Origin of the sequence: Sphingomonas radicis (assembly GCF_051400635.1) — a bacterium.
In the GTDB taxonomy this organism is placed as follows: Bacteria; Pseudomonadota; Alphaproteobacteria; order Sphingomonadales; family Sphingomonadaceae; genus Sphingomonas.
Genome location: NZ_JBLFFG010000002.1, coordinates 148486 through 168998 on the forward strand (window position 1 = coordinate 148486; position 20513 = coordinate 168998).

Annotated in this window: 25 protein-coding genes; 23 read left to right on the forward strand and 2 right to left on the reverse strand. The window is 65.7% G+C overall.

Annotated features, from left to right (window positions below; translation table 11 throughout):
• Positions 1 to 9: 9 nt before the first annotated feature.
• From ACMGDH_RS07645 to ACMGDH_RS07665, 5 genes are all read left to right on the forward strand, one after another.
• Positions 10 to 1461 carry an MATE family efflux transporter gene (locus ACMGDH_RS07645; protein ID WP_436827355.1) on the forward strand — a complete coding sequence of 484 codons (1452 nt, stop codon included), beginning with the start codon at positions 10 to 12 and terminating at the stop codon, positions 1459 to 1461.
• An 18-nt stretch (positions 1462 to 1479) separates the two neighbouring features.
• Positions 1480 to 2466 carry a porphobilinogen synthase gene (gene hemB, locus ACMGDH_RS07650; protein WP_436827356.1) on the forward strand — a complete coding sequence of 329 codons (987 nt, stop codon included), beginning with the start codon at positions 1480 to 1482 and terminating at the stop codon, positions 2464 to 2466.
• Positions 2467 to 2596: 130 nt separating this feature from the next.
• Positions 2597 to 3139 carry a GNAT family N-acetyltransferase gene (locus ACMGDH_RS07655; RefSeq protein ID WP_436827357.1) on the forward strand — a complete coding sequence of 181 codons (543 nt, stop codon included), beginning with the start codon at positions 2597 to 2599 and terminating at the stop codon, positions 3137 to 3139.
• Positions 3140 to 3598: 459 nt separating this feature from the next.
• Entirely contained in the window at positions 3599 to 4504 is a 906-nt protein-coding gene (locus ACMGDH_RS07660; RefSeq protein ID WP_436827358.1) for a fructose bisphosphate aldolase, read from the forward strand.
• The gene (locus tag ACMGDH_RS07665; protein WP_436827359.1) at positions 4501 to 4908 is read left to right on the forward strand and encodes a putative quinol monooxygenase; all 408 of its coding nucleotides are present in this window, start codon (positions 4501 to 4503) and stop codon (positions 4906 to 4908) included. The genes ACMGDH_RS07660 and ACMGDH_RS07665 overlap by 4 nt, the downstream gene beginning before the upstream one ends.
• Here ACMGDH_RS07665 and ACMGDH_RS07670 read toward each other — a convergent pair whose 3' ends face one another.
• Together ACMGDH_RS07670 and ACMGDH_RS07675 are read right to left on the reverse strand one after the other, a co-directional pair.
• A complete protein-coding gene (locus ACMGDH_RS07670; RefSeq protein WP_436827360.1) occupies positions 4909 to 5124 on the reverse strand; it encodes a hypothetical protein in 216 nt (71 codons plus the stop codon).
• Between the two features lie 95 nt (positions 5125 to 5219).
• Positions 5220 to 5948 (reverse strand): DUF72 domain-containing protein, encoded by a 729-nt coding sequence (locus ACMGDH_RS07675; protein ID WP_436827361.1) that lies wholly within the window; start codon positions 5946 to 5948, stop codon positions 5220 to 5222.
• Here ACMGDH_RS07675 and thiE point away from each other — a divergent pair.
• The 18 genes from thiE (at position 5947) to nuoI (ending at position 20386) form a co-directional block, all read left to right on the forward strand.
• Positions 5947 to 6639: a thiamine phosphate synthase gene (thiE, locus tag ACMGDH_RS07680; protein WP_436827362.1), complete on the forward strand. Its 693-nt coding sequence runs from the start codon at positions 5947 to 5949 to the stop codon at positions 6637 to 6639. The two genes, ACMGDH_RS07675 and thiE, sit on opposite strands and share 2 nt — an antisense overlap.
• Before the next feature lie 60 nt (positions 6640 to 6699).
• On the forward strand, positions 6700 to 7707 hold the full coding sequence (locus ACMGDH_RS07685) for a L,D-transpeptidase family protein (RefSeq protein WP_436827363.1): 1008 nt from the start codon (positions 6700 to 6702) through the stop codon (positions 7705 to 7707).
• 4 nt (positions 7708 to 7711) lie between these two features.
• On the forward strand, positions 7712 to 8314 hold the full coding sequence (locus tag ACMGDH_RS07690; RefSeq protein WP_436827364.1) for a M23 family metallopeptidase: 603 nt from the start codon (positions 7712 to 7714) through the stop codon (positions 8312 to 8314).
• Between the two features lie 38 nt (positions 8315 to 8352).
• Entirely contained in the window at positions 8353 to 8832 is a 480-nt protein-coding gene (locus ACMGDH_RS07695; RefSeq protein WP_436827365.1) for a GFA family protein, read from the forward strand.
• A 69-nt stretch (positions 8833 to 8901) separates the two neighbouring features.
• Positions 8902 to 9465 carry an elongation factor P gene (efp, locus tag ACMGDH_RS07700; protein ID WP_436827366.1) on the forward strand — a complete coding sequence of 188 codons (564 nt, stop codon included), beginning with the start codon at positions 8902 to 8904 and terminating at the stop codon, positions 9463 to 9465.
• A gap of 125 nt (positions 9466 to 9590) precedes the next feature.
• Positions 9591 to 10412 (forward strand): inositol monophosphatase family protein, encoded by an 822-nt coding sequence (locus tag ACMGDH_RS07705; RefSeq protein ID WP_436827367.1) that lies wholly within the window; start codon positions 9591 to 9593, stop codon positions 10410 to 10412.
• Positions 10413 to 10560: 148 nt separating this feature from the next.
• On the forward strand, positions 10561 to 10935 hold the full coding sequence (locus tag ACMGDH_RS07710) for an NADH-quinone oxidoreductase subunit A (protein WP_436827368.1): 375 nt from the start codon (positions 10561 to 10563) through the stop codon (positions 10933 to 10935).
• Positions 10926 to 11474 carry a NuoB/complex I 20 kDa subunit family protein gene (locus tag ACMGDH_RS07715; RefSeq protein WP_436827369.1) on the forward strand — a complete coding sequence of 183 codons (549 nt, stop codon included), beginning with the start codon at positions 10926 to 10928 and terminating at the stop codon, positions 11472 to 11474. Before ACMGDH_RS07710 ends, ACMGDH_RS07715 begins: the two co-directional genes overlap by 10 nt.
• Positions 11471 to 12379, forward strand: a complete 909-nt coding sequence (locus ACMGDH_RS07720; protein ID WP_436827370.1) for an NADH-quinone oxidoreductase subunit C — start codon at positions 11471 to 11473, stop codon at positions 12377 to 12379. Before ACMGDH_RS07715 ends, ACMGDH_RS07720 begins: the two co-directional genes overlap by 4 nt.
• Positions 12380 to 12502: 123 nt before the next feature.
• Positions 12503 to 13738, forward strand: coding sequence for an NADH-quinone oxidoreductase subunit D (locus ACMGDH_RS07725; RefSeq protein ID WP_436827371.1), 1236 nt, complete (start codon positions 12503 to 12505; stop codon positions 13736 to 13738).
• Positions 13735 to 14073: a nuclear transport factor 2 family protein gene (locus ACMGDH_RS07730; protein WP_436827372.1), complete on the forward strand. Its 339-nt coding sequence runs from the start codon at positions 13735 to 13737 to the stop codon at positions 14071 to 14073. The genes ACMGDH_RS07725 and ACMGDH_RS07730 overlap by 4 nt, the downstream gene beginning before the upstream one ends.
• Complete coding sequence (locus ACMGDH_RS07735; RefSeq protein WP_436827373.1) at positions 14073 to 14741, forward strand: complex I 24 kDa subunit family protein; 669 nt, start codon at positions 14073 to 14075, stop codon at positions 14739 to 14741. The genes ACMGDH_RS07730 and ACMGDH_RS07735 overlap by 1 nt, the downstream gene beginning before the upstream one ends.
• Entirely contained in the window at positions 14741 to 14908 is a 168-nt protein-coding gene (locus tag ACMGDH_RS07740; protein ID WP_436827374.1) for a hypothetical protein, read from the forward strand. The genes ACMGDH_RS07735 and ACMGDH_RS07740 overlap by 1 nt, the downstream gene beginning before the upstream one ends.
• A gap of 1 nt (position 14909) precedes the next feature.
• Positions 14910 to 16214, forward strand: coding sequence for an NADH-quinone oxidoreductase subunit NuoF (nuoF, locus tag ACMGDH_RS07745; protein ID WP_436827375.1), 1305 nt, complete (start codon positions 14910 to 14912; stop codon positions 16212 to 16214).
• A complete protein-coding gene (locus ACMGDH_RS07750) occupies positions 16211 to 16837 on the forward strand; it encodes a hypothetical protein (protein ID WP_436827376.1) in 627 nt (208 codons plus the stop codon). Before nuoF ends, ACMGDH_RS07750 begins: the two co-directional genes overlap by 4 nt.
• The gene (nuoG, locus tag ACMGDH_RS07755) at positions 16837 to 18855 is read left to right on the forward strand and encodes an NADH-quinone oxidoreductase subunit NuoG (RefSeq protein WP_436827377.1); all 2019 of its coding nucleotides are present in this window, start codon (positions 16837 to 16839) and stop codon (positions 18853 to 18855) included. The genes ACMGDH_RS07750 and nuoG overlap by 1 nt, the downstream gene beginning before the upstream one ends.
• Entirely contained in the window at positions 18852 to 19904 is a 1053-nt protein-coding gene (gene nuoH, locus ACMGDH_RS07760; RefSeq protein ID WP_436827378.1) for an NADH-quinone oxidoreductase subunit NuoH, read from the forward strand. The genes nuoG and nuoH overlap by 4 nt, the downstream gene beginning before the upstream one ends.
• On the forward strand, positions 19901 to 20386 hold the full coding sequence (gene nuoI / locus ACMGDH_RS07765; protein ID WP_436827379.1) for an NADH-quinone oxidoreductase subunit NuoI: 486 nt from the start codon (positions 19901 to 19903) through the stop codon (positions 20384 to 20386). Before nuoH ends, nuoI begins: the two co-directional genes overlap by 4 nt.
• The last annotated feature ends 127 nt before the right edge of the window (positions 20387 to 20513 follow it).

Below are 20513 nucleotides of genomic sequence, written 5' to 3' on the forward strand. Positions count from 1 at the left end.
GGAGAGTGCATGGCCCCGAACCGCGCCGCGACGCGAGACCTGACGCAGGGGCCGATCGGCAAGACGCTGCTTCTGTTCGCGCTGCCCACGCTCGGCTCGAACATCCTCCAGTCGCTCAACGGCTCGATCAACTCGATCTGGGTCGGCCGCTTCCTTGGCGAGCAGGCGCTGGCGGCGACCAGCAATGCCAACATCATCATGTTCCTGATGTTCTCGGCGGTGTTCGGCTTCGGCATGGCGGCGACGATCCTGATCGGCCAGTCGATGGGCCGTCACGATGTCGATGCGGCGCGGCGCGCCTTCGGCTCGGCGATCGGGCTGGTGATGGGCGGCGCGGTGCTGATCGCGATCCTCGGCTGGCTGTTCTCCCCGCAGATCCTCCGCCTGCTCGCCACCCCGGGCGAGGCGCGGGGGATGGCGCTCGACTATCTTCGCGTAATCTTCCTCGGCCTGCCGTTCACGATGCTAGGCGTGCTCATCCAGATGAGCCTGCGCGGCACCGGCGATTCGCTCACGCCGCTCTGGTTCATGGTGCTCAGCGTCGTGATCGACGCCGGTTTCAATCCGCTGCTCATCGAAGGGATCGGCCCGTTCCCGCGCATGGGGATAGCCGGATCGGCCACCGCGACGCTGCTCGCGGGCGTGATCTCCTCGCTCGGCCTGCTGGTCTATGTCTATCGGCGCGACCTGCCGATCCGCCTCAGAGGGGCCGAGCTGCGCTACCTGATCCCCGAAAAGGCGCTGATCCGCACGATCGTCGCCAAGGGGCTGCCGATGGGCGCGCAGATGCTGGTGATGTCCACCGCCGGCCTCAGCATGGTCGGGCTGGTCAACCGGCTCGGGGTCGATACCGCGGCCGCCTATGCGGTCTCGCAGCAGCTCTGGACCTATATCCAGATGCCCGCGATGGCGATCGGCGTCGCCGTGTCGAGCATGGCCGCGCAGAATATCGGCGCGGGGCGCTGGGACCGCGTCGGCGCGATCACGCGCTCCGGGCTGATCTACAATACGGCGATCACCGTTTTCGTGATCATCGCGATCCTCCTGTTCGATCGTCCCGTGATGGCTTTGTTCGTCGGCGGCGACAGTCCGGCGATCCCGATCGCGCGCCACATCCAGCTTCTCGCGAGCTGGACCTTCGTCATGTTCGGCGCGACGATGGTGCTCTTCTCCACCGTCCGTGCGAACGGCGCCACGGTGCCGCCGCTGGTGATCCTCGCGATCACGATGTTCCCGATCCGCCTCGGCTTCGCGTTCGGGGCCCAGCCCTGGCTCGGAAGCGATGCGCTGTGGCTGGCCTTCCCGGTCGGCTCGGCCTTCTCGCTGCTGTTCGCGACTCTCTACTATCGCTATGGCGGCTGGCGGAGCGAAGTGCTCGCGGTGCCACCCGAGCAGGTCGAGATCGAGGAAGAGGCGCTCGCTGCCAGCGAGCCCGCCGGGCGCTTGCAACCCAATTGCTGAGGGCGCATCAGCGCGCCCATGACTCAATATCCCGCGCTTCGCCTCCGCCGCACGCGTGCCGCCGCCTGGAGCCGGCGCATGTATGCCGAAAATGTGCTCACCCCCGCCGATCTGATCTGGCCGCTGTTCGTCACTGCCGGCGAGGAAGAGGAGCCGATCGCCTCGCTGCCGGGCGTGTCGCGCTGGTCGGTCAAGGCGATCGTCGAGCGCGCGAAGGAAGCCGCGGCGTTGGGCATCCCGTGCGTGGCGCTGTTCCCCAATACGCCGCACGAGCTGCGCACCGACGATGGGCGCGAAGCCTTCAATCCCGACAATCTGATGTGCCGGGCGATTCGGGCGATCAAGGATGCGGTGCCCGAGATCGGCGTGCTCACCGATGTCGCGCTCGATCCCTATACCAGCCACGGCCATGACGGGATCGTCGATGCCGCCGGCTATGTGCTCAACGACACCACCGCCGCGGTGCTCACCGATCAGGCCCTGGTGCAGGCCGAGGCGGGGGCCGACATCGTCGCCCCGTCGGACATGATGGACGGCCGCGTCGGGCTGATCCGCGGCGCGCTCGAGGCCAATGGCCATGTCAACGTCCAGATCATGGCCTATGCCGCCAAATACGCCTCGGGCTTCTACGGCCCGTTCCGCGACGCGGTCGGCAGCCGCGGACTGCTCAAGGGCGACAAGAAGACCTATCAGATGGACCCCGCCAACGCCGAGGAAGCGTTGCGCGAAGTCGCGCTCGACATCGCCGAAGGCGCGGACAGCGTGATGGTGAAGCCGGGGCTGCCCTATCTCGACATCATATTGCGTGTGAAGAGTGAGTTCCAGGTGCCTGTATTCGCCTATCAGGTCTCGGGCGAATACGCGATGATCGAAGCCTCGGCCGCGGCCGGAGCGGGGGACCGCGAGGCGCTGGTGATGGAAACGCTGATGGCCTTCAAGCGCGCCGGCTGCTCGGGTGTCCTCACCTATCACGCACCCCTGGCGGCGCGCTTGCTCGCGGAATGACCCGCATCTTCGTCACCCCCGCGAAAGTGGGGGCTCATCTCGGAGAGAAGCCGCGGGACACCACAGCTGTTGAATCCCGGGCGCGTACAGGAGATGGATCCCCGCTTTCGCGGGGATGACGGAGAATGGAATGATCACCACCGAACGCCTCCGCCTCCGCCCATGGCGTCAGGAAGACAAACCCGTCTTCCACGCGCTCGCCAACACCCCGGCGATGATGGAGCATTTCGGCGGCCCGGTGCCGCGGGCGAAGCACGATGCGATCATCGATCGCCAGATCGAGCAGCAGGCGCGCTTCGGCCATTGCATGTGGGTAGTCGAGATCCGCGACACCGGCGACTTTGCGGGCGTATGCGGCCTGCGCATCGGCGGGCACCCCGGCACCCCGGTTCCCGAGGAGCTCGAGATCGGCTGGCGCATCGGTGAGGCGTGGTGGGGGCAGGGCATCGCCCGCGAAGCGGCCGAGGCGAGCATCGCCTGGGGCTGGGCCAACACTACGCGCCCGCGCATCGCTGCCTGGACGACGATCTCCAACACCCGCAGCTGGGGGCTGATGGAGCGCCTCGGCATGCGCCGCCGCGCCGACCTCGACTTCCGCCACCCGGATCATGCCGAAGGCGACCCCTTCGGCGCGATGATCGTCTACGCAATCGATCGCCCTCAGGGCTTGTAAAATAGGATTTGTTCTGCTTTCGTTCGAATATGGGCGAGCAGCAGGACTTTTTCCTTCACGGACGCGGCGTTTGCGTGTCGCAAAGGCGACGCGTCGCAGATGCTTCCCTGTCGCGTGAGTGGCGCTTCGCTGTCGCATCGGTGTCTAGCGACTGTGGCGTCGCTGTCGCTTCGCTGGCGCTTCACCGTCGCGTCGCTGCAAAATCACGCTATCGCGTCAACCCAGTGTCAACCAAGTGTCAAGTTAAGGCGTAGTCAAGCAGGGCTGGCCCGCCGTCGTTCCGCCCCTCGACTCGCTCGGATCGCCGCGCGTCCCGGGCATTGGATCGCTGGCTATCGTTGTCAGCCTTCCAAGCCGCGAAACGTGCTGCAATAGCGAAACGAGCTTCGCTGCGAATCGGATCGCGGGCACTGCGGCGCGCGTTCCGACCGTGACCTGAGGATGGGGACGAGAAACGATATGAACGCTTCCGAGATGACGGCCAAGATCGCCAACGGCCAGGGCTTCATCGCCGCGCTCGACCAGAGCGGCGGTTCCACGCCCAAGGCGCTCAAGGGCTATGGGATCGAGGAAGGCGCCTGGTCGAGCGACGAGGAGATGTTCGGCCTCATCCACCAGATGCGCAGCCGGATCATCTCGTCGCCGGTCTTCACCGGAGACAAGGTGCTCGGCGCGATCCTGTTCGAGCGCACGATGGACGGCACGGTGGGCGGCAAGCCCGCCCCCCAGGCACTGATCGACAAGGGGATCGTCCCCTTCCTCAAGATCGACAAGGGCCTCGAAGCCGAAGCTGACGGCGTGCAGCTGATGAAGCCGATCCCCGGGCTCGACGCGCTGCTCGCGCGTGCCAAGGGGCTGGGCGTGTTCGGCACCAAGGAACGTTCGGTCGTCAATCTCGCGAACCGGCAGGGCATCGCCGCGATCGTCGAGCAGCAGTTCGATGTCGCCCGCCAGGTGCTCGCCGCCGGGCTGGTGCCGATCATCGAGCCCGAAGTGAACATCAAGAGCCCCGAGCGTGCGGAGGCCGACCGCATCCTGCAGGAGGAGCTGCTGAAAGCGCTCGACGCGCTTCCGGGTGACGACAAGGTGATGCTCAAGCTTTCGATCCCCGCCCAGGCCGGGCTGTTCGGCCCGCTGGTCGATCACCCGCGGGTGCTGCGCGTCGTGGCGCTCTCGGGCGGGTACAAGCGGCCCGAAGCCTGCGCCGAGCTCGCGAAGAACCGCGGCATGATCGCCAGCTTCAGCCGCGCGCTGCTGGAGGATCTGCGCCACCAGATGCGCGATGCCGAGTTCGACGCCGCGCTGGGCGCCGCGATCGACGAAATCTATGCCGCGTCGACCGACAAGGTCGCGGTGCCGGCATGAGCGTCGCGCGCCGCCCGGTCCTTGCCGGCCTGGCCCTGGCGATGCTGGGCGGCGGAGCCTTGGCGCAGGAGACAGGCGAGATGAAACAGGAAATGCCCGTTCCGACCTTCGGAATGATAGGCAGGATCAAGGCGCAGCCGGGCAAGCGTACCGAACTGATCGGGATCCTGACCAGCGGCACCGAATCGATGCTCGGGTGCCTGGCCTATCTGATCGCGGAGGATGCGAAGGACCCCGACGCCCTCTGGATCACCGAGATCTGGGACAATAAGGAGACCCACGCCGCGTCGCTCCAGCTGCCGGCGGTGCGCGAGGCGATCGCCAAGGGGCGTCCGCTGATCGCGGCGTTCGAGATCAGCGCGGAGACGCGCCCGGTGGTGCGGCTCAACCCGCCGGCCCGCTGATCAGCCGACGGTGACCGGGGCTTCGGCCATCGCCGTAAGCACGTCCGCGACGGTCGAGCCGATGACGACCTCGTGCGCCTTGTCGAACGAGATCACGCCGACTTCGCCGCCGGCCAGGTCGATAGTCGTCACGGTGCGGACGAGCGGGAGGTTCACCAGCATCGGTTCGCCGTTGATCGACTTGAGCAGAACGAAGTGCGGCTTGGAATTGGTCATCGGAGGATCTTCCCTGGCGATTGTTTGGATTCTTATAGGGGGTAGCAGCAGGGGGAGGGCCGGAGCGCCGATAATCTAGTGGGTAGACTGTGCTGTCATGGCCTTGAGCGTGAGAGCGTCTTGGATGGCGGCGGCATCGGTGTCGTTGTTGAAATAGCCCAGACTTCGCGGCCGGCGCGGGCCTGAGCGGCCATCCAGTCGGCGGCGGCGAGGAGTGCCTCGTCCGAATAGCGGCCCCAATATTTGCCCTGGCCGCCGTGGAAGCGGAGGTAGGCAACGGGGCCGACGGCGTTGCGGGGACTCTCCAGCCCCGGCATGTCGTGCGTGCAGAAGCTGGCGCCGTAGCGATCGAGGAGCGCGAACACTTCATCGGCGTACCAGCTCTTGTCGCGGAACTCGAAGACGCTGGTCACGTCCTTGGGCACGATCTGCAGGAAGCTCTCGAGCCGTTCGAGGTTGAGCCGGAAGCGCGGCGGAAGCTGGTAGAGGATCGGACCGAGCGCTTCGCCGAGGTGCCGGAAGGGCGGCATCATCCGCTCCAGCGGCTCGGCGCAATCCTTGAGCTTCTTGGCCTGGGTCAGGAAGCGGTTGGCCTTGACGGCGTAGCGGAATCCCGGCGGCGCCTGCTCGCGCCACGCGTCGAAAGTCTCGGCCTTGGGGAGGCGGTAGAAGCTGTTGTTGATCTCGACGGTGTCGAAATGCTCGGCGTAGAAGGCGAACCAGTTCTTGACCGCGAGCTTCTCGGGGTAGAAGCGGCCACGCCAATGGCGGTAGATCCAGCCCGAACAGCCAATGCGGATCGCCGCGAAACCGGAGTGACTCATGATTGATCCCGAAGATGACTTCGACGCCGACAACGCGCTGGAGGGCTTTGCGGATCAGTTCGTGCGCGACGATCGCCGGCCACCGTGCCAGCTCTACCTCATCTCGCCGCTCGACGTGGGGGGCGGCTTCGCGGACCGCCTGGCGCGGGCGCTCGATGCCGGGCCGGTCGCCGCTTTCCAGTTCCGGGTGAAAGACGTCGACCAGCACCAGGCCGCGCGGCTGGCTGAGCCGCTCCAGCGCATCTGCGCCGACCGCGAGGTAGCGTTCATCGTCAACGACAGCGTCAGCCTGGCCAAGCGGCTCGGCGCCGACGGCGTGCATCTGGGACAGGAGGACGGCGACGCTCGTGAGGCGCGCTCGATCCTCGGTCCGTCGGTGCAGATCGGCGTGACGTGCCACGACAGCCGCCATCTGGCGATGGAAGCGGGCGAGGCGGGCGCCGACTATGTCGCGTTCGGCGCCTTCTATCCCACGACGACCAAGGAAGTGCGGCACCGCCCCGAGCCGGCGATCCTGAGCTGGTGGACCACCGTGTTCGAGCTGCCCTGCGTGGCGATCGGCGGAATCACGCCGGCGAACGCACGGCCGCTGATCGACGCGGGAGCGGATTTCCTCGCGGTCTCCGGCGCGGTGTGGAGCGGCGACGAGGCGGCGACGGTAAGGGCGTTCCAGGAAGTACTCAAAGGCTGACGAAACCACCGCGGACCGGCTTCGTTTCCTGACTAACCTTTGTTGGTCAGGAGCTTGCCCTTGCGTAAATCCGTTGGTGTCGCCGCACTGTTAGCTTCCCTGGCCTCGGCCCCACTGGCCGCACAGCCGAAGGCGCCGGCAGGCAAGCCGCCGATCGACTTCACGACGATGCATGCGCAGGTCATCCTCGATTCGCTCGGCTTCTCGCCGGGCATAGTCGACGGGCGCGAAGGCCAGTCGTTCACCACGGCACTCCGCGGCTTCCAGGCGTCGCGCGAGCTGCCGGTGACCGGGAAGCTCGACCGCGCCACGCTCCGGGCGCTTCATCGATATCGCGCTCGCCGCCCGCTCGCGCAGGTGACGATCGAGCCGGCGATGCTCCGCGGGCCGTTTATCCGGCCGATGCCGAGCGATCCGGAGAAGCAAGCCAAGCTGCCCGCGCTCGCCTATACACGCCCGCTCGAGAAGCTCGCCGAGATGTTCCACACCACGCCCGAGGTGCTGGTGGAGCTCAACCCCGGCGGCGCCACCATCGAACCCGGCGCGACCTTCCGCTTCCCCAATGTCCTGCCGCAATCGCGCGACTATCGAGGCGACTGGAAGCCCGAATGGCGCCAGACGCTGAGCGATCTCAACATCGACGCGCGCCAGCCCGCGGCCGACCACCTCGTCGTCGACAAGTCCGAAAAGGCGCTCAAGGTGTTCGATGCCGGTAACCGGCTCGTCGCCCAGTTCAGCGCGACGATGGGGAGCCGGCACGATCCGCTTCCGATTGGTACCTGGAAGATCAACGTCATAGATACAAATCCCAAGTTCCACTATAACCCGGACCTGTTCTGGGATGCCGACGCAGATGACGACAAGGCGCTGCTGCCGCCGGGCCCCAACGGCCCGGTGGGTGTCGTCTGGCTCGATCTCTCCAAGGAGCATTACGGCATCCACGGCACGCCCGAGCCGCAGAACATCGGCCGCACCCAGAGCCACGGCTGCATCCGGCTCACCAACTGGGACGCCGCACGGCTCGCCCTGATGGTGAAGCCCGGGACGCAGGCAGTGTTCCGGGAGTGAAGCCATGGTAAGACCCTGGGCGATGGGAGCGGGGGTGCTTCTGCTTTTGGTGGTGGCCGGGCTCGCCTCGATGATCCGGGTCGTGCCCCCGCATCCCGCGGCGGTGCCGGGCCCGGCGGCGACGCCTCAGCAGGCACCCGCAGCGCAAGCTTCACCGATTGATGCTCCTGCCGGCCTGCTCGTGCCGGTCCAAGGCGTGGCCCGCGCGCAGATCGTCGACAGCTGGGGACAATCGCGCGCCAACGGGCAACGAACGCACGAGGGCACCGACATCATGGCCCCTGCCGGCGCTCCGGTGGTCGCCGCGGCGCCCGGTACGGTCGAGAAGCTGTTCTACAGCAGCGGCGGCGGCGGGATCGCGCTTTACGTCCGTTCGCCGGACCGGCGCTGGAGCTATTATTATGCCCACCTGCAGCGCTACGCGCCCGGCGTGGCGGAAGGGGTGGCGGTCAAGGCCGGGGACCTGCTCGGCTTCGTGGGCGACACCGGCAATGCGGGCGCAGGCAATTTCCACCTCCATTTCGGCATGGCGCAGATGCAGCCGGGCGAGCGCTGGTGGCAGGGGCAGCCGATCAATCCCTATCCGATGCTTGCGCAAGGGAACTGATGTTCGTATTATGTTCCCATCCGGCAAGGAAGGGCATGATGTTGGAAGGTGGCTGCAACTGCCGGTACGTGCGCTATCGGCTGACGGCGGATCCGATCGTCGTGAACTGCTGCCATTGCCGCATGTGCCAGCGCACTTCGGGAAGCGCTTTCGCGCTCAACGTGATGATCGAGGCCGTGCATGTCGAGCAGATCGGCGAGGGTCAGCCCGAAGTGTTCGCCCCTGAGCCGGGCGATCCGATCGCGCAGGGAAGCGCGCGCTGTCCACGATGCGCGACGGTGTTGTGGGGTCACCATGCCGATTTCGGCGCCGCCGTCTGCATGGTGCGCGTCGGGACGCTCGACTTCAGCCGCGAGGTGGTGCCGACCGCGCATTTCTTCACCGTCACCAAACACCCATGGGTAGCCATTCCGAAGGATGCTCTCGCCTATGAGACACTTCCTGACCTCAGCGCGCCTCCTCCGTGGGGCGCGGAGGGCCAGCGGCGGATAGACGCCGTGCTCGCGCAGCGGCGCTGACTTGCCGGATGCCGCGTCGGAAGCTAAGGGGCCCGCCTCAGCTCTTTCTCAGCGACAGGTCTCGATCCCATGAAGATCAGCGGCGTGGACATCCGTCCCGGCAACATCATCGAATATGAAGGCGGCATCTGGCGCGCCGTGAAGATTCAGCACACCCAGCCCGGCAAGGGTGGTGCCTATATGCAGGTCGAGCTCAAGAACCTGCGCGACGGCCGCAAGAACAACGTCCGCTTCCGCTCGGCGGAGACGGTGGAGCGCGTACGGCTCGATACCAAGGATTTCCAGTTCCTGTTCGCGGACGGCGACACGCTAACCTTCATGGACAAGGAAACTTACGATCAGACCACGCTGCCGCGCGACCTGCTCGGTGACGCGGCCGCTTTCCTGCAGGACGGTATGGACGTGGTGATGGAGCTCTACGACGAGGAGCCGATCAGCGTGCAGCTGCCCGACACGATCGAAGCGACGATCATCGAGGCCGACGCCGTGGTGAAGGGCCAGACCGCCTCGTCCTCGTACAAGCCAGCAGTGCTCGACAACGGCGTGCGCATCATGGTGCCGCCGCACATCGCCAGCGGCACGCGCATCGTCGTCGACGTGTACGAACAGACCTACGTCCGCCGCGCGGACTGAACCAAAATCTCCCTCTCTCCGCTTGCGGGGAGAGGGTAGGGGAGAGGGGGCTGCTCGATTCCCTCACCCGATATTGCCCCTCTCCCAACCCTCTCCCCTGAAGGGGAGAGGGCTATAGGTGTCTTATGGTAGCCCATTCAGGCCTGATCACCGTCATCGAGAAGGCATGCCGTAAGGCAGGCCCGCGTCTGCGCCGTGACTTCAACGAGGTCCAGCACCTCCAGGTCAGCCGCAAGGGCCCCGCCGACTTCGTGTCGCTGGCCGACAAGCGCGCCGAGGATACGCTGATCGAGGAGCTCCAGAAGGCGCGGCCCGATTGGGGCTTCCTGGTCGAGGAGCGCGGCGAGATCGCCGGCGATCCGAACAAGCCGCGCTGGATCATCGATCCGCTCGACGGCACATCCAACTTCCTCCACGGCATCCCGCACTTCTGCATCTCGATCGCGGTCGAGGACCCGCACGGGACGCAGGGCAAGCCCGAAGTCACCCACGGCTATATCTACCAGCCGCTCACCGACGAGAGCTTCTGGGCAGAGAAGGGCAGGGGCGCGTGGGTGCAGGACCAGCGGCTTCGCGTCTCCGCGCGGCGCGATCTGGCCGATGCGCTGATCGCGACCGGGATACCGTTCCTGGGCCACGGCGACTTCGTCGAATGGACCCGGATCTTCGGCGCGGTGGCGCCCGAGGTGGCGGGAATCCGCCGACTCGGCTCGGCCGCGCTCGATCTCGCCTGGGTCGCCGCGGGCCGATTCGACGGCTATTGGGAATCGAACCTCAAGCCCTGGGACGTGGCGGCCGGCATGCTGCTGGTGAAGGAGGCCGGCGGCTTCATCACCGATTATCGCGGGCAGGATATGGCGCGCGAGCGCAACCAGTATCTGGTCGCCAACGATGGGCTGCATTCGAAGCTCCACAAGCTGGTCGCAGGGGCGCTGCGGAACCGATAGCGCCGCTCGTTCGTCCGGTTGCGAGGGCGTGATATTCGCACCCTTGCAAGCATCATTTGTTGCGAGTGATTCTCAGGGCTTCCGGGCCTTGCCGCACTCGGTCGACGGGCCTAAAGCCGCACCAAATTCCGCATCTGCGAGAAGGCAATTGGTCGATCTATCGCAATATCTGCCCATCCTGCTGTTCCTCGGCGTGGCGCTGGTGCTGTCGAGCGCCTTCGTATTCCTGCCGATGCTGGTGGGGCGCCTGACGGGCACGCATCAGCCGACGCCGGAGAAGCTCACCGAATATGAGTGCGGCTTTCCCGCCTTCGAGGATTCGCGCAGCCAGTTCGACGTGCGTTTCTACCTCGTCGCGATCCTGTTCATCGTCTTCGATCTCGAAGCCGCCTTCCTCTATCCCTGGGCGGTCTCGGTGTTCGATCTCGGCTGGACCGCCTGGATCTCGATGATGATCTTCATCGTCGAGCTGGCGCTCGGCCTCGTCTATGCATGGAAGAAAGGTGCGTTGGAGTGGGAGTAGAACTCAGCCCGACCCAAGGTCCTTTGGCGCCGGGGACGCTGCCCAACGTGGCGTTCCTCGACGACATCAATGCCGAGCTCGGCGACAAGGGTTTCCTCGTCACGTCGACCGAGGAGTTGTTCCAATGGGCGCGTACCGGCTCGCTGTGGTGGATGACCTTCGGTCTCGCCTGCTGCGCGGTCGAGATGATTCACGTCAACATGCCGCGCTACGACATGGAGCGCTTCGGCGCCGCGCCGCGCGCATCTCCGCGGCAGTCGGACGTGATGATCGTCGCGGGCACCTTGTGCAACAAGATGGCTCCGGCGCTTCGCCGCGTCTACGATCAGATGTCGGAGCCGAAATACGTCATCTCGATGGGCTCGTGTGCCAACGGCGGCGGCTATTACCACTATAGCTACAGCGTCGTGCGCGGCTGCGACCGGATCGTGCCCGTGGACATCTATGTCCCCGGCTGCCCGCCGACCGCCGAGGCGCTTCTTTACGGCGTAATGCAGCTCCAGCGCAAAATCCGCCGCATCGGGACGCTCGAACGGTGAGGGCGCCTGCACCTCGCTACGCCGCGAACGACGGCGTGATCGATACGGCCACCGCCGCGCTCGGCGGCATGCTGCTCCATGCCGAGGACAAGGTCGGCGAAGTCAATCTGACGCTCGATCGTGTGCGACTGGTGGATGCGATGATCGCGCTGCGCGACACGCCCGGCCTCGAATATCAGATGCTCATGGAGATCGCGGGTGCCGACTATCCGGCGCGGTCCGAGCGCTTCGATGTCGTCTATTGCCTGCTCAGCCTGACGCGAAACCACCGCATCAAGGTCAAGGTCACCACCGACGAAGAGCAGCCAGTGCCTTCGGTGACGGACATCTGGCCCGTCGCCGGCTGGCTCGAGCGCGAAGTCTACGACATGTACGGCGTGCTGTTCGAGGGCAACACGGACCTGCGCCGTATCCTCACCGACTATGGCTTCCAGGGGCATCCGCTACGGAAGGACTTTCCTCAGACCGGCTATGTCGAGCTGCGCTATTCGGAAGAGGCCAAGCGCGTGGTCTATGAGCCGGTCAAGCTCGCGCAGGATTTCCGCAATTTCGACTTCATGAGCCCTTGGGAAGGCGCAGCCTATGTGCTGCCCGGCGACGAGAAGGCTGCGCCGGGGCCCGGTCCTGCCGACACGCCCCAGGCCAAGCCCGCGCCGGCTCCCGCGCCTGCGCCGCCTCCGCCACCGCCGGTCCCTGAGGAAAAGGGCGCGCCGAGCCCCGTCACCGCCGACGATGTGGTGAAGGCGGGCGAGGCCGCGACCAAGCCGGTCAAGCCGCGCGCCAAGCGTGCCAAGACCAAGGACGGCACCGCCCAGACTGGCGCGGGCCAGGACCATCCCGGCAACAAGCCCGAAGAGAAGCCGACGGACCCTGATGTGGCACCCGGCAAGGGGCAGAACCAGTGACGAAGTTCGGATATTTTTCCCCGTTAGCCCTGAGCCTGTCGAAGGGCGGACTGTCCTGCGAAGACCAGCGGGCGGAGTCGTGCTTCGACAAGCTCAGCACGAACGGATTTGGGGGAGGCCGCCGTGGCTGATACCGTCGAGAAGATGATGGAGCGCGACACCATCAAGGACCCGGCAACGGGCGACGTCGCGATCCAGAACTACACGATCAACTTCGGCCCGCAGCATCCAGCCGCGCACGGCGTGCTCCGCCTGGTGCTCGAGCTGGACGGCGAGATCGTCGAGCGCGTGGATCCGCACGTAGGGCTGCTCCACCGCGGCACCGAGAAGCTGATCGAGTACAAGACCTACACCCAGGCGCTGCCCTATTTCGATCGCTTCGACTATTGCTCGCCGCTGTGCATGGAGCACAGCTTCGTGCTCGCGGTCGAGAAGCTGCTCGATCTGGAGGTTCCGCTCCGCGGCCAGTATCTGCGGGTCTTCTTCGCCGAGCTGACCCGCATCTCGAACCACCTGCTCAACCTGGGCAGCCATGTGATGGACGTGGGTGCGATGACGCCCAATCTGTGGCTGTTCGAGTTGCGCGAGGACACGCTCAACTTCTTCGAGCGTGCATCCGGCGCGCGCATGCACGCCAATTGGTTCCGCGTCGGCGGGGTGCGGCAGGATGTGCCGCTCAAGCTGCTCACCGACATCGCCGAATGGCTCGACACCCGCCTGCCGCGGCTGTTCGAGGATGCGATCAGCCTGGTCGCCGAGAACCGCATCTTCAAGCAGCGCAACGTCGATATCGCGGTGGTGAGCCGCGATGACGCGATGCGCTGGGGCTTCTCCGGCCCGATGATCCGCGCCGCGGGCATCCCCTGGGATCTGCGTCGTTCGCAGCCCTATGACGTCTATGATCGGATGGAGTTCGAGATTCCCGTCGGCACGCGCGGGGATTGCTACGACCGGTTCATGGTGCGCGTCGAGGAGGTCCGCCAGTCCGCGCGGATCATGAAGCAGTGCCTGCAGCAGATGCCCGAAGGACCGGTGCTGACGCTCGACCACAAGGTCGCGCCGCCCCGCCGCGGGGAGATGAAGCAGTCGATGGAATCGCTGATTCATCACTTCAAGCTCTTCACCGAGGGGTATCACGTGCCCGCGGGCGAGGTGTACGTCGCGACCGAAAGCCCCAAGGGCGAGTTCGGCGTCTATCTGGTGAGCGACGGCACCAACAAGCCCTACCGGTGCAAGGTCCGCCCCACCGCGTTCAGCCATCTCCAGGCGATGGACTTCATGTCCAAGGGCCACATGCTCGCTGATACGACTGCGATCCTGGGTGCGATGGACATCGTGTTCGGGGAGTGCGACCGGTGAGCATCGATCGTGTGGCAATCGCGCACGAGATGATCGCGCGCTACAATGCGCAGGACGCCGACGGCTATGTCGCGCTGATGACCGACGGCGCCTGCGAGGCGACCTATCGCGGCGCGGTGCTGCGCGAGGGTCGCGAAGGCGTGCGCTCGGGCCTCAATGCGATGTTCGCCGAGTTTCCCGGAAATCGTGCTGAAATCCTCACTTCCTATGCGCTCGGCGACACCGTCGTTCTGCACGAGAAGGTCGCGCGCTCGCCCGAAGCCGAGCCCTTCGAAGTGATGTCCATCTATTCGTTCTCCGACGACAAGGTCGATCGGGTGGAGTTCATTCGCTGATGGCTGAAGCCCCACAACTTCCCGACGAGGCAGAGACCCGCGCGCGCTGGGGCGCGTTCGCCTGGTCGCCCGAAAATGCCGAGAAGGCCCGGGAAATCCTCGGCCGCTATCCGGCGGGCCGCCAGCAGTCGTGCACGATTCCCTTCCTCGACCTCGCCCAGCGCCAGGTGGGGGCGGAGACCAACACCCAGGGTTGGCTGCCGATTCCGGTGATCGAATTCGTCGCGCGCGAGCTGGGGCTGCCCTACATCCGCGTGTTCGAAGTCGCGACCTTCTACACCATGTTCAATCTGGTGCCGGTCGGCCGCTATCATGTGCAGGTTTGCGGCACGACGCCGTGCATGCTGCGCGGTTCGGACGATGTGATGGCTGCATGTAAGGCGCGCGGCATGAAGAAGGGCCACACCACCGAGGACGGGCTGTTCACGCTTACCGAGGTCGAGTGCATGGGCAATTGCTCGTCGGCGCCGATGGTCCAGATCAACGACGACAATTACGAAGACCTGACCTACGACCGCACGCTCGCGATCCTCGACGCGCTGGCGAAGGGCGAGAGCCCCAAGACGGGCACGCAGGAGCCCGGCCGCCATACGGTCGAGCCGCTCGGCGGCCCGACGACGCTGCAGGCGATGGTTACCGAGAACCACGATTACCGGGGGGAATGGTGATGAGCGGCGACAACAAGAACCTGATCGTCACGATCCTCGCGATCATCGGCGCCGTCGTCGTCGCTGGCTGGGTGCTCAAGATCACCTTCAACCTGCTCGGCCCACTGCTGCTGATCGGCGTGGCGGTGCTGATCTACCTCATGTTCTTCAAGAAGGGTCCTCGCTGAGATGCTCGCCGACAAGGACCGCATCTTCACCAATGTCTACGGCTACCAGCCGTGGAACCTGCAGGCTGCGCTCAAGCGCGGCTCCTGGGACAATACCAAGGCGCTGCTCGCGCTCGGCCAGGACACGATCATCGATCGCATCAAGGCCTCGGGTCTGCGCGGTCGCGGTGGCGCGGGCTTCCCGACCGGCATGAAGTGGAGCTTCATGCCCAAGAACCCGACGCCCGAGCGGCCGAGCTTCCTGGTGATCAACGCCGACGAGTCCGAGCCCGGCTCGTGCAAAGACCGGGAGATCATCCGCCACGATCCGCATTTGCTGATCGAGGGCGCGCTGGTCGCCGGCTTCGCGATGCGCGCGCGTGCCGCCTACATCTACATTCGCGGCGAATATATCCGCGAGGCCGAGACGCTCTTCGCCGCGGTCGCCGAGGCCTATGACGCCGGGCTGATCGGCAAGAACGCCTGTGGCTCGGGCTATGACTTCGACGTCTTCGTCCACCGCGGTGCGGGCGCGTACATCTGCGGCGAAGAGACCGCGATGCTCGAAAGCCTCGAGGGCAAGAAGGGCCAACCGCGGCTCAAGCCGCCGTTCCCGGCCGGAGCAGGCCTCTACGGCTGCCCGACCACGGTGAACAACGTCGAATCGATCGCAGTGGCGCCGACCATCCTTCGCCGCGGCCCCGAATGGTTCGCGAGCTTCGGCAACGAGAACAACAAGGGCACCAAGCTCTTCCAGATCTCGGGCCATGTCGAGAAGCCGTGCGTGGTCGAGGAAGCGATGAGCATCCCGTTCCGCGAGCTGATCGAGAAGCATTGCGGTGGCATCCGCGGCGGCTGGGACAATCTGCTCGCGGTGATCCCGGGCGGCTCCTCGGTGCCGCTCGTTCCCGCAGCGCAGATCATGGACGCGCCGATGGATTTCGACGGCCTGCGCGCCGTCGGTTCGGGCCTCGGCACCGCCGCCGTGATCGTGATGGACAAGTCCACCGACATCGTGCGCGCGATCAGCCGCCTCAGCTATTTCTACAAGCACGAGAGCTGCGGCCAGTGCACGCCGTGCCGCGAAGGCACCGGCTGGATGTGGCGCGTGATGGAGCGGCTGCGCACCGGCGACGCCGACATTGCCGAGATCGACACGCTCCAGCAGGTGACCAAGCAGGTCGAAGGCCACACGATCTGCGCGCTCGGGGACGCCGCCGCCTGGCCGATTCAGGGCCTGATCCGCCATTTCCGCCCCGAACTCGAACGCCGCATCAACGAGCGCCGCGGCGCGGGTGAGGCGCCGATGATGGAGGCGGCGGAGTGATCGGGATCTTTGCTGCCACCACTATGATGCTTGCAGCCGTGCAGAGTGCTCCGGCTGAGGCCGCTCCCGTGACTCTCGAAGCTCGCGAGACGCTCGAGCGCTACGCCGCTTGTGTGGTTGACGGTAGTGCGGACAAGGTCTCGGAGACGCTGACGAAGGATTTTCGCAGTTCTGAATACCGTAATGCGATGGATGCCATCCGCAGCGCTAACGCTCATTGTTCTCGCGTGCTCCGGAAGACTGGCAGTCGCGGGGCGACGATGCGTAGCAGTTCTTTGCTGGTTGCAGGTGCCATGGCCGAGCTGCTGCTGGAGAGGGAAGGGTCTCCGCTGAAAACGCGCCTCGCAAAGGCCGCTGGGGGTGTGCAGACAACCGCCTTTTCACCAAGCGACGCGATGGCGATCTGCGTTGTTCGCTCGGTGCCGGACGACGTTTCTGCGTTGTTCGTGACCACCTTGGGCAGCGAAGAGGAAGCAGCTGCCGTCGGTCGACTTGATCCGGCGGTCAAGGCTTGCAGTGCCGGTCGCCAGTATGAGGTCAATCCGGAAGGCATGCGCGCCATGCTCGCAACAGCGGCCTTCCGTTCCGTAGCGGCGCAATCCGCTCAGACGAGTAGCCGATAATGCCCAAGCTCAAAGTAGACGGAATCGAAGTCGAGGTGCCCCAGGGCGCCACCGTGCTCCAGGCTTGCGAAGCCGCAGGGAAGGAGATTCCGCGCTTCTGCTATCATGAGCGGCTGTCGATCGCCGGCAATTGCCGCATGTGCCTGGTCGAAGTGAAGCCCGGGCCGCCCAAGCCGCAGGCTTCGTGCGCGTTGCCCGCCGCCGACAACCAGGAAGTCCGTACCGACAGCGCGATGGTGAAGGCTGCGCGCGAAGGTGTGATGGAATTCCTGCTGATCAATCACCCGCTCGATTGCCCGATCTGCGATCAGGGCGGCGAGTGCGATCTGCAGGACCAGAGCCTGGCCTATGGCCGCAGCCACAGCCGCTATACCGAGAACAAGCGGGCCGTGACCGAGAAGTACATGGGCCCGATCATCAAGACGATCATGACGCGGTGCATCCAGTGCACGCGCTGCGTCCGGTTCGGCGAGGAAGTGGCGGGCGTGGAGGATATCGGCGCGATCTATCGCGGCGAGGACATGCAGATCACCACCTATCTCGAGAAGGCGTTCAAGAGCGAACTCTCGGGCAACACGGTCGATCTCTGCCCGGTCGGTGCGCTCACCCACAAGCCGGTGGCGTTCGAATATCGCCCCTGGGAGCTGCGCAAGCACCTGTCGATCGACGTGATGGATGCCGTGGGCACCAACATCCGCCTCGACAGCCGCGGCCGCCAGGTGATGCGCGTGCTTCCGCGCATCAACGAGGACGTCAACGAGGAATGGGCGCACGACAAGACGCGCTACCATGTCGACGCGCTGGTTCGTCGGCGGCTCGACAAGCCGTACGTGCGCCGTGACGGCAAGCTGGTCGAGGCAAGCTGGGACGAGGCGTTCGACGCGATCGCCGCAGTTGCCAAAACCGCGGGCAGCAGCGTTGCCGCGATCGCCGGCGATCTGCTCGACTGCGAGACGATGTACGCCGCCAAGGCGCTGGTGAAGGCGCTCGGCTCCGATCTGATCGAAGGCCGCCAGACCGGCATGGCCTATGACGTGACCAACCTCGGCGCGGTGGCGTTCAACTCGACGATCGCCGCAGTGGAAGACGCCGACGCGATCCTGCTGCTCGGCTCGAACCTGCGCTGGGAAGCGCCGCTGATCAACACGCGTGTCCGCAAGGCGATCAAGAAGGGCGCAAAGGTCTTCGCGATCGGCCCCGAGGTGGACCTCACCTACAAGGTCGAATGGCTGGGCAACGACCTCGAGCTGCTCGGCAAGCTGCCCGAGGTGGCGGCGCAGGCGATCGACAACGCCAAGAAGCCGCTGCTGATCGTCGGCCCCGGCGCGCTCAAGGACGGGCACGGCCCGGCGCTTGCGATGGCCAAGGCCTTCCAGCGCACGGCGACCGAGACCGACGCAGCGTGGAACGGCTTCAACGTCGTCCACACCGCCGCGGCGCGGATGGGCGGGCTGATGCTCGGCTGGGCGCAGAAGGGCGGCATTGCGGATATCGTCGCCGCCGCGCCCAAGCTGACCTTCTTCCTCGGTGCCGACGAAGTCGACTTCACGGCGTTTGCCGGCAGCTTCAAGGTCTATATCGGCCATCATGGCGACAAGGGCGCGCATCACGCCGATGTGATCCTGCCCGGCGCCACCTATGCCGAGAAGCCCGGCACCTATGTGAACCTCGAAGGCCGCGTGCAGCGCGCCGACCGCGCGGTGTTCGCCCCCGGCGATGCGCGCGAGGACTGGAGCATCCTGCGCGCGCTTTCGGAAAAGCTCGGCCATACGCTGCCGTTCGACAGCTTCGACGAGCTTCGCGCCGCGATGGCGAGCGAAGTTCCGGCGTTGGGGCAGGAGGGGCTGGTCTCCTATGAATGGGCCCCGCCGAAGCTCGCCGCCAAAGCCAAGGGGCCGGTGAGCTATCCGATCGCGGACTTCTACCTTACCAACGCCATCTGCCGCGCCTCGCCGACGATGCAGCGCTGCTCGGCCGAACTGATCCACGGCGAAGACTTTGCGGAGGCCGCGGAATGACCGCCTTCTTCCAATCCTGGGGCATGTCGTACGAATGGGCGTGGTTCGTCGCCACGATCGTCGGCATCCTGGCGATCGCGTTGCCGCTGATGCTGACGGTGGCGATGGTGATCTACGCCGACCGCAAGATCTGGGCGGCGATGGCGCTGCGCCGCGGCCCGAACGTGGTCGGCCCCCTCGGCCTGCTCCAGAGCTTCGCTGACGGTCTCAAGGTGTTCCTGCAGGAAACGATCATCCCCGCGGCGGCGAACCGCGGGCTGTTCCTGATGGCGCCGATCATCACCTTCACGGTGGCGCTGATCGTCTGGGCGGTGATCCCGTTCCAGGCGGGCGTGGTGCTCGCCGACATCAACGTCGGCCTGCTCTACATCCTCGCCGCCTCGTCGCTCGGCGTGTACGGCGTGATCATCTCGGGCTGGTCGTCCAACTCGAAATACCCGTTCTACTCGGCGCTGCGCGCGTCGGCGCAGATGGTGAGCTACGAAGTTTCGATCGGCTTCGTCCTGATCTCGGTTGTGCTCTGGGCGGGGACGTTCAACCTCTCCGGCATCGTCACCGCGCAGCAGGGCACCGTGCTCGGCTTCCTCAACGGCTTCGGGTTCAATCCGCTGCTCTTCCCGATGTGGGTGGTGTTCCTGATCTCGTCGCTCGCCGAGACCGCACGCCCGCCGTTCGACCTGACCGAGGCCGAGTCCGAGCTCGTCGCCGGCTACCAGACCGAATACAGCTCGATGAGCTTCGCGCTCTTCTGGCTGGGCGAATATGCCAACGTCATCCTGATGTGCACGCTCAACGCCGTGCTCTTCTGGGGCGGCTGGCTGCCCCCGGTCGACTGGGCGCCGCTCTATCTGGTGCCGGGCATCCTCTGGCTGTTCGCCAAGATTGCCTTCTTCTTCTTCGTGTTCAGCTGGATCAAGGCCACGGTGCCCCGCTACCGCTACGATCAGCTGATGCGGCTGGGCTGGAAGATCTTCCTGCCGCTGTCGCTGATCTTCGTCTTCCTCGTTTCCGGGTTCTTGATGTTGACCCGCGTCGGAGTGCCCGCATGAGCGCCGCGCAACTGATCCGATCCTTCACGCTCTGGGAGTTCGTGAAGGCGCACTGGCTGACCTTGAAGTATTTCTTCAAGCCCAAGGCGACGATCAACTATCCCTATGAGAAGAACCCGATCTCGCCTCGCTTCCGCGGCGAGCATGCGCTGCGCCGCTACGCCAATGGCGAAGAGCGCTGCATCGCGTGCAAGCTGTGCGAGGCAGTGTGCCCCGCGCTGGCGATCACGATCGAGGCCGAGCCGCGCGAGGACGGCAGCCGTCGCACCACGCGCTACGACATCGACATGACCAAGTGCATCTATTGCGGCCTGTGCCAGGAAGCGTGCCCGGTCGATGCGATCGTCGAGGGGCCGAACTTCGAATTCTCGACCGAGACCCGCGAGGAGCTGATCTACGACAAGAACAAGCTGCTCGCGAACGGTGACCGCTGGGAGCGCGCGATCGCCGCGAACCTTGCCGCCGATGCGCCGTACCGTTAAGCGCGCCGCAACAGTGGGACGCACGATGATTCACTCTACCGCCGTCATCCCCGCGAAAGCGGGGACCCATCTCCTGCCGGCTGGGCAGGCGAACGGGTTCGGGAGCTGGGCCCCCGCTTTCGCGGGG

Excerpts from the sequence above, each read along its gene's own strand:
- ACMGDH_RS07645 (WP_436827355.1), top strand. The coding sequence starts at position 10 with ATGGCCCCGAACCGCGCCGCGACGCGAGACCTGACGCAGGGGCCGATC.
- hemB (WP_436827356.1), top strand. The coding sequence starts at position 1,480 with ATGACTCAATATCCCGCGCTTCGCCTCCGCCGCACGCGTGCCGCCGCC.
- ACMGDH_RS07655 (WP_436827357.1), top strand. The coding sequence starts at position 2,597 with ATGATCACCACCGAACGCCTCCGCCTCCGCCCATGGCGTCAGGAAGAC.
- ACMGDH_RS07660 (WP_436827358.1), top strand. The coding sequence starts at position 3,599 with ATGAACGCTTCCGAGATGACGGCCAAGATCGCCAACGGCCAGGGCTTC.
- ACMGDH_RS07665 (WP_436827359.1), top strand. The coding sequence starts at position 4,501 with ATGAGCGTCGCGCGCCGCCCGGTCCTTGCCGGCCTGGCCCTGGCGATG.
- ACMGDH_RS07670 (WP_436827360.1), bottom strand. The coding sequence starts at position 5,124 with ATGACCAATTCCAAGCCGCACTTCGTTCTGCTCAAGTCGATCAACGGC.
- thiE (WP_436827362.1), top strand. The coding sequence starts at position 5,947 with ATGATTGATCCCGAAGATGACTTCGACGCCGACAACGCGCTGGAGGGC.
- ACMGDH_RS07675 (WP_436827361.1), bottom strand. The coding sequence starts at position 5,948 with ATGAGTCACTCCGGTTTCGCGGCGATCCGCATTGGCTGTTCGGGCTGG.
- ACMGDH_RS07690 (WP_436827364.1), top strand. The coding sequence starts at position 7,712 with ATGGTAAGACCCTGGGCGATGGGAGCGGGGGTGCTTCTGCTTTTGGTG.
- ACMGDH_RS07695 (WP_436827365.1), top strand. The coding sequence starts at position 8,353 with ATGTTGGAAGGTGGCTGCAACTGCCGGTACGTGCGCTATCGGCTGACG.
- efp (WP_436827366.1), top strand. The coding sequence starts at position 8,902 with ATGAAGATCAGCGGCGTGGACATCCGTCCCGGCAACATCATCGAATAT.
- ACMGDH_RS07705 (WP_436827367.1), top strand. The coding sequence starts at position 9,591 with ATGGTAGCCCATTCAGGCCTGATCACCGTCATCGAGAAGGCATGCCGT.
- ACMGDH_RS07735 (WP_436827373.1), top strand. The coding sequence starts at position 14,073 with ATGGCTGAAGCCCCACAACTTCCCGACGAGGCAGAGACCCGCGCGCGC.
- ACMGDH_RS07740 (WP_436827374.1), top strand. The coding sequence starts at position 14,741 with ATGAGCGGCGACAACAAGAACCTGATCGTCACGATCCTCGCGATCATC.
- nuoF (WP_436827375.1), top strand. The coding sequence starts at position 14,910 with ATGCTCGCCGACAAGGACCGCATCTTCACCAATGTCTACGGCTACCAG.
- nuoG (WP_436827377.1), top strand. The coding sequence starts at position 16,837 with ATGCCCAAGCTCAAAGTAGACGGAATCGAAGTCGAGGTGCCCCAGGGC.
- nuoH (WP_436827378.1), top strand. The coding sequence starts at position 18,852 with ATGACCGCCTTCTTCCAATCCTGGGGCATGTCGTACGAATGGGCGTGG.
- nuoI (WP_436827379.1), top strand. The coding sequence starts at position 19,901 with ATGAGCGCCGCGCAACTGATCCGATCCTTCACGCTCTGGGAGTTCGTG.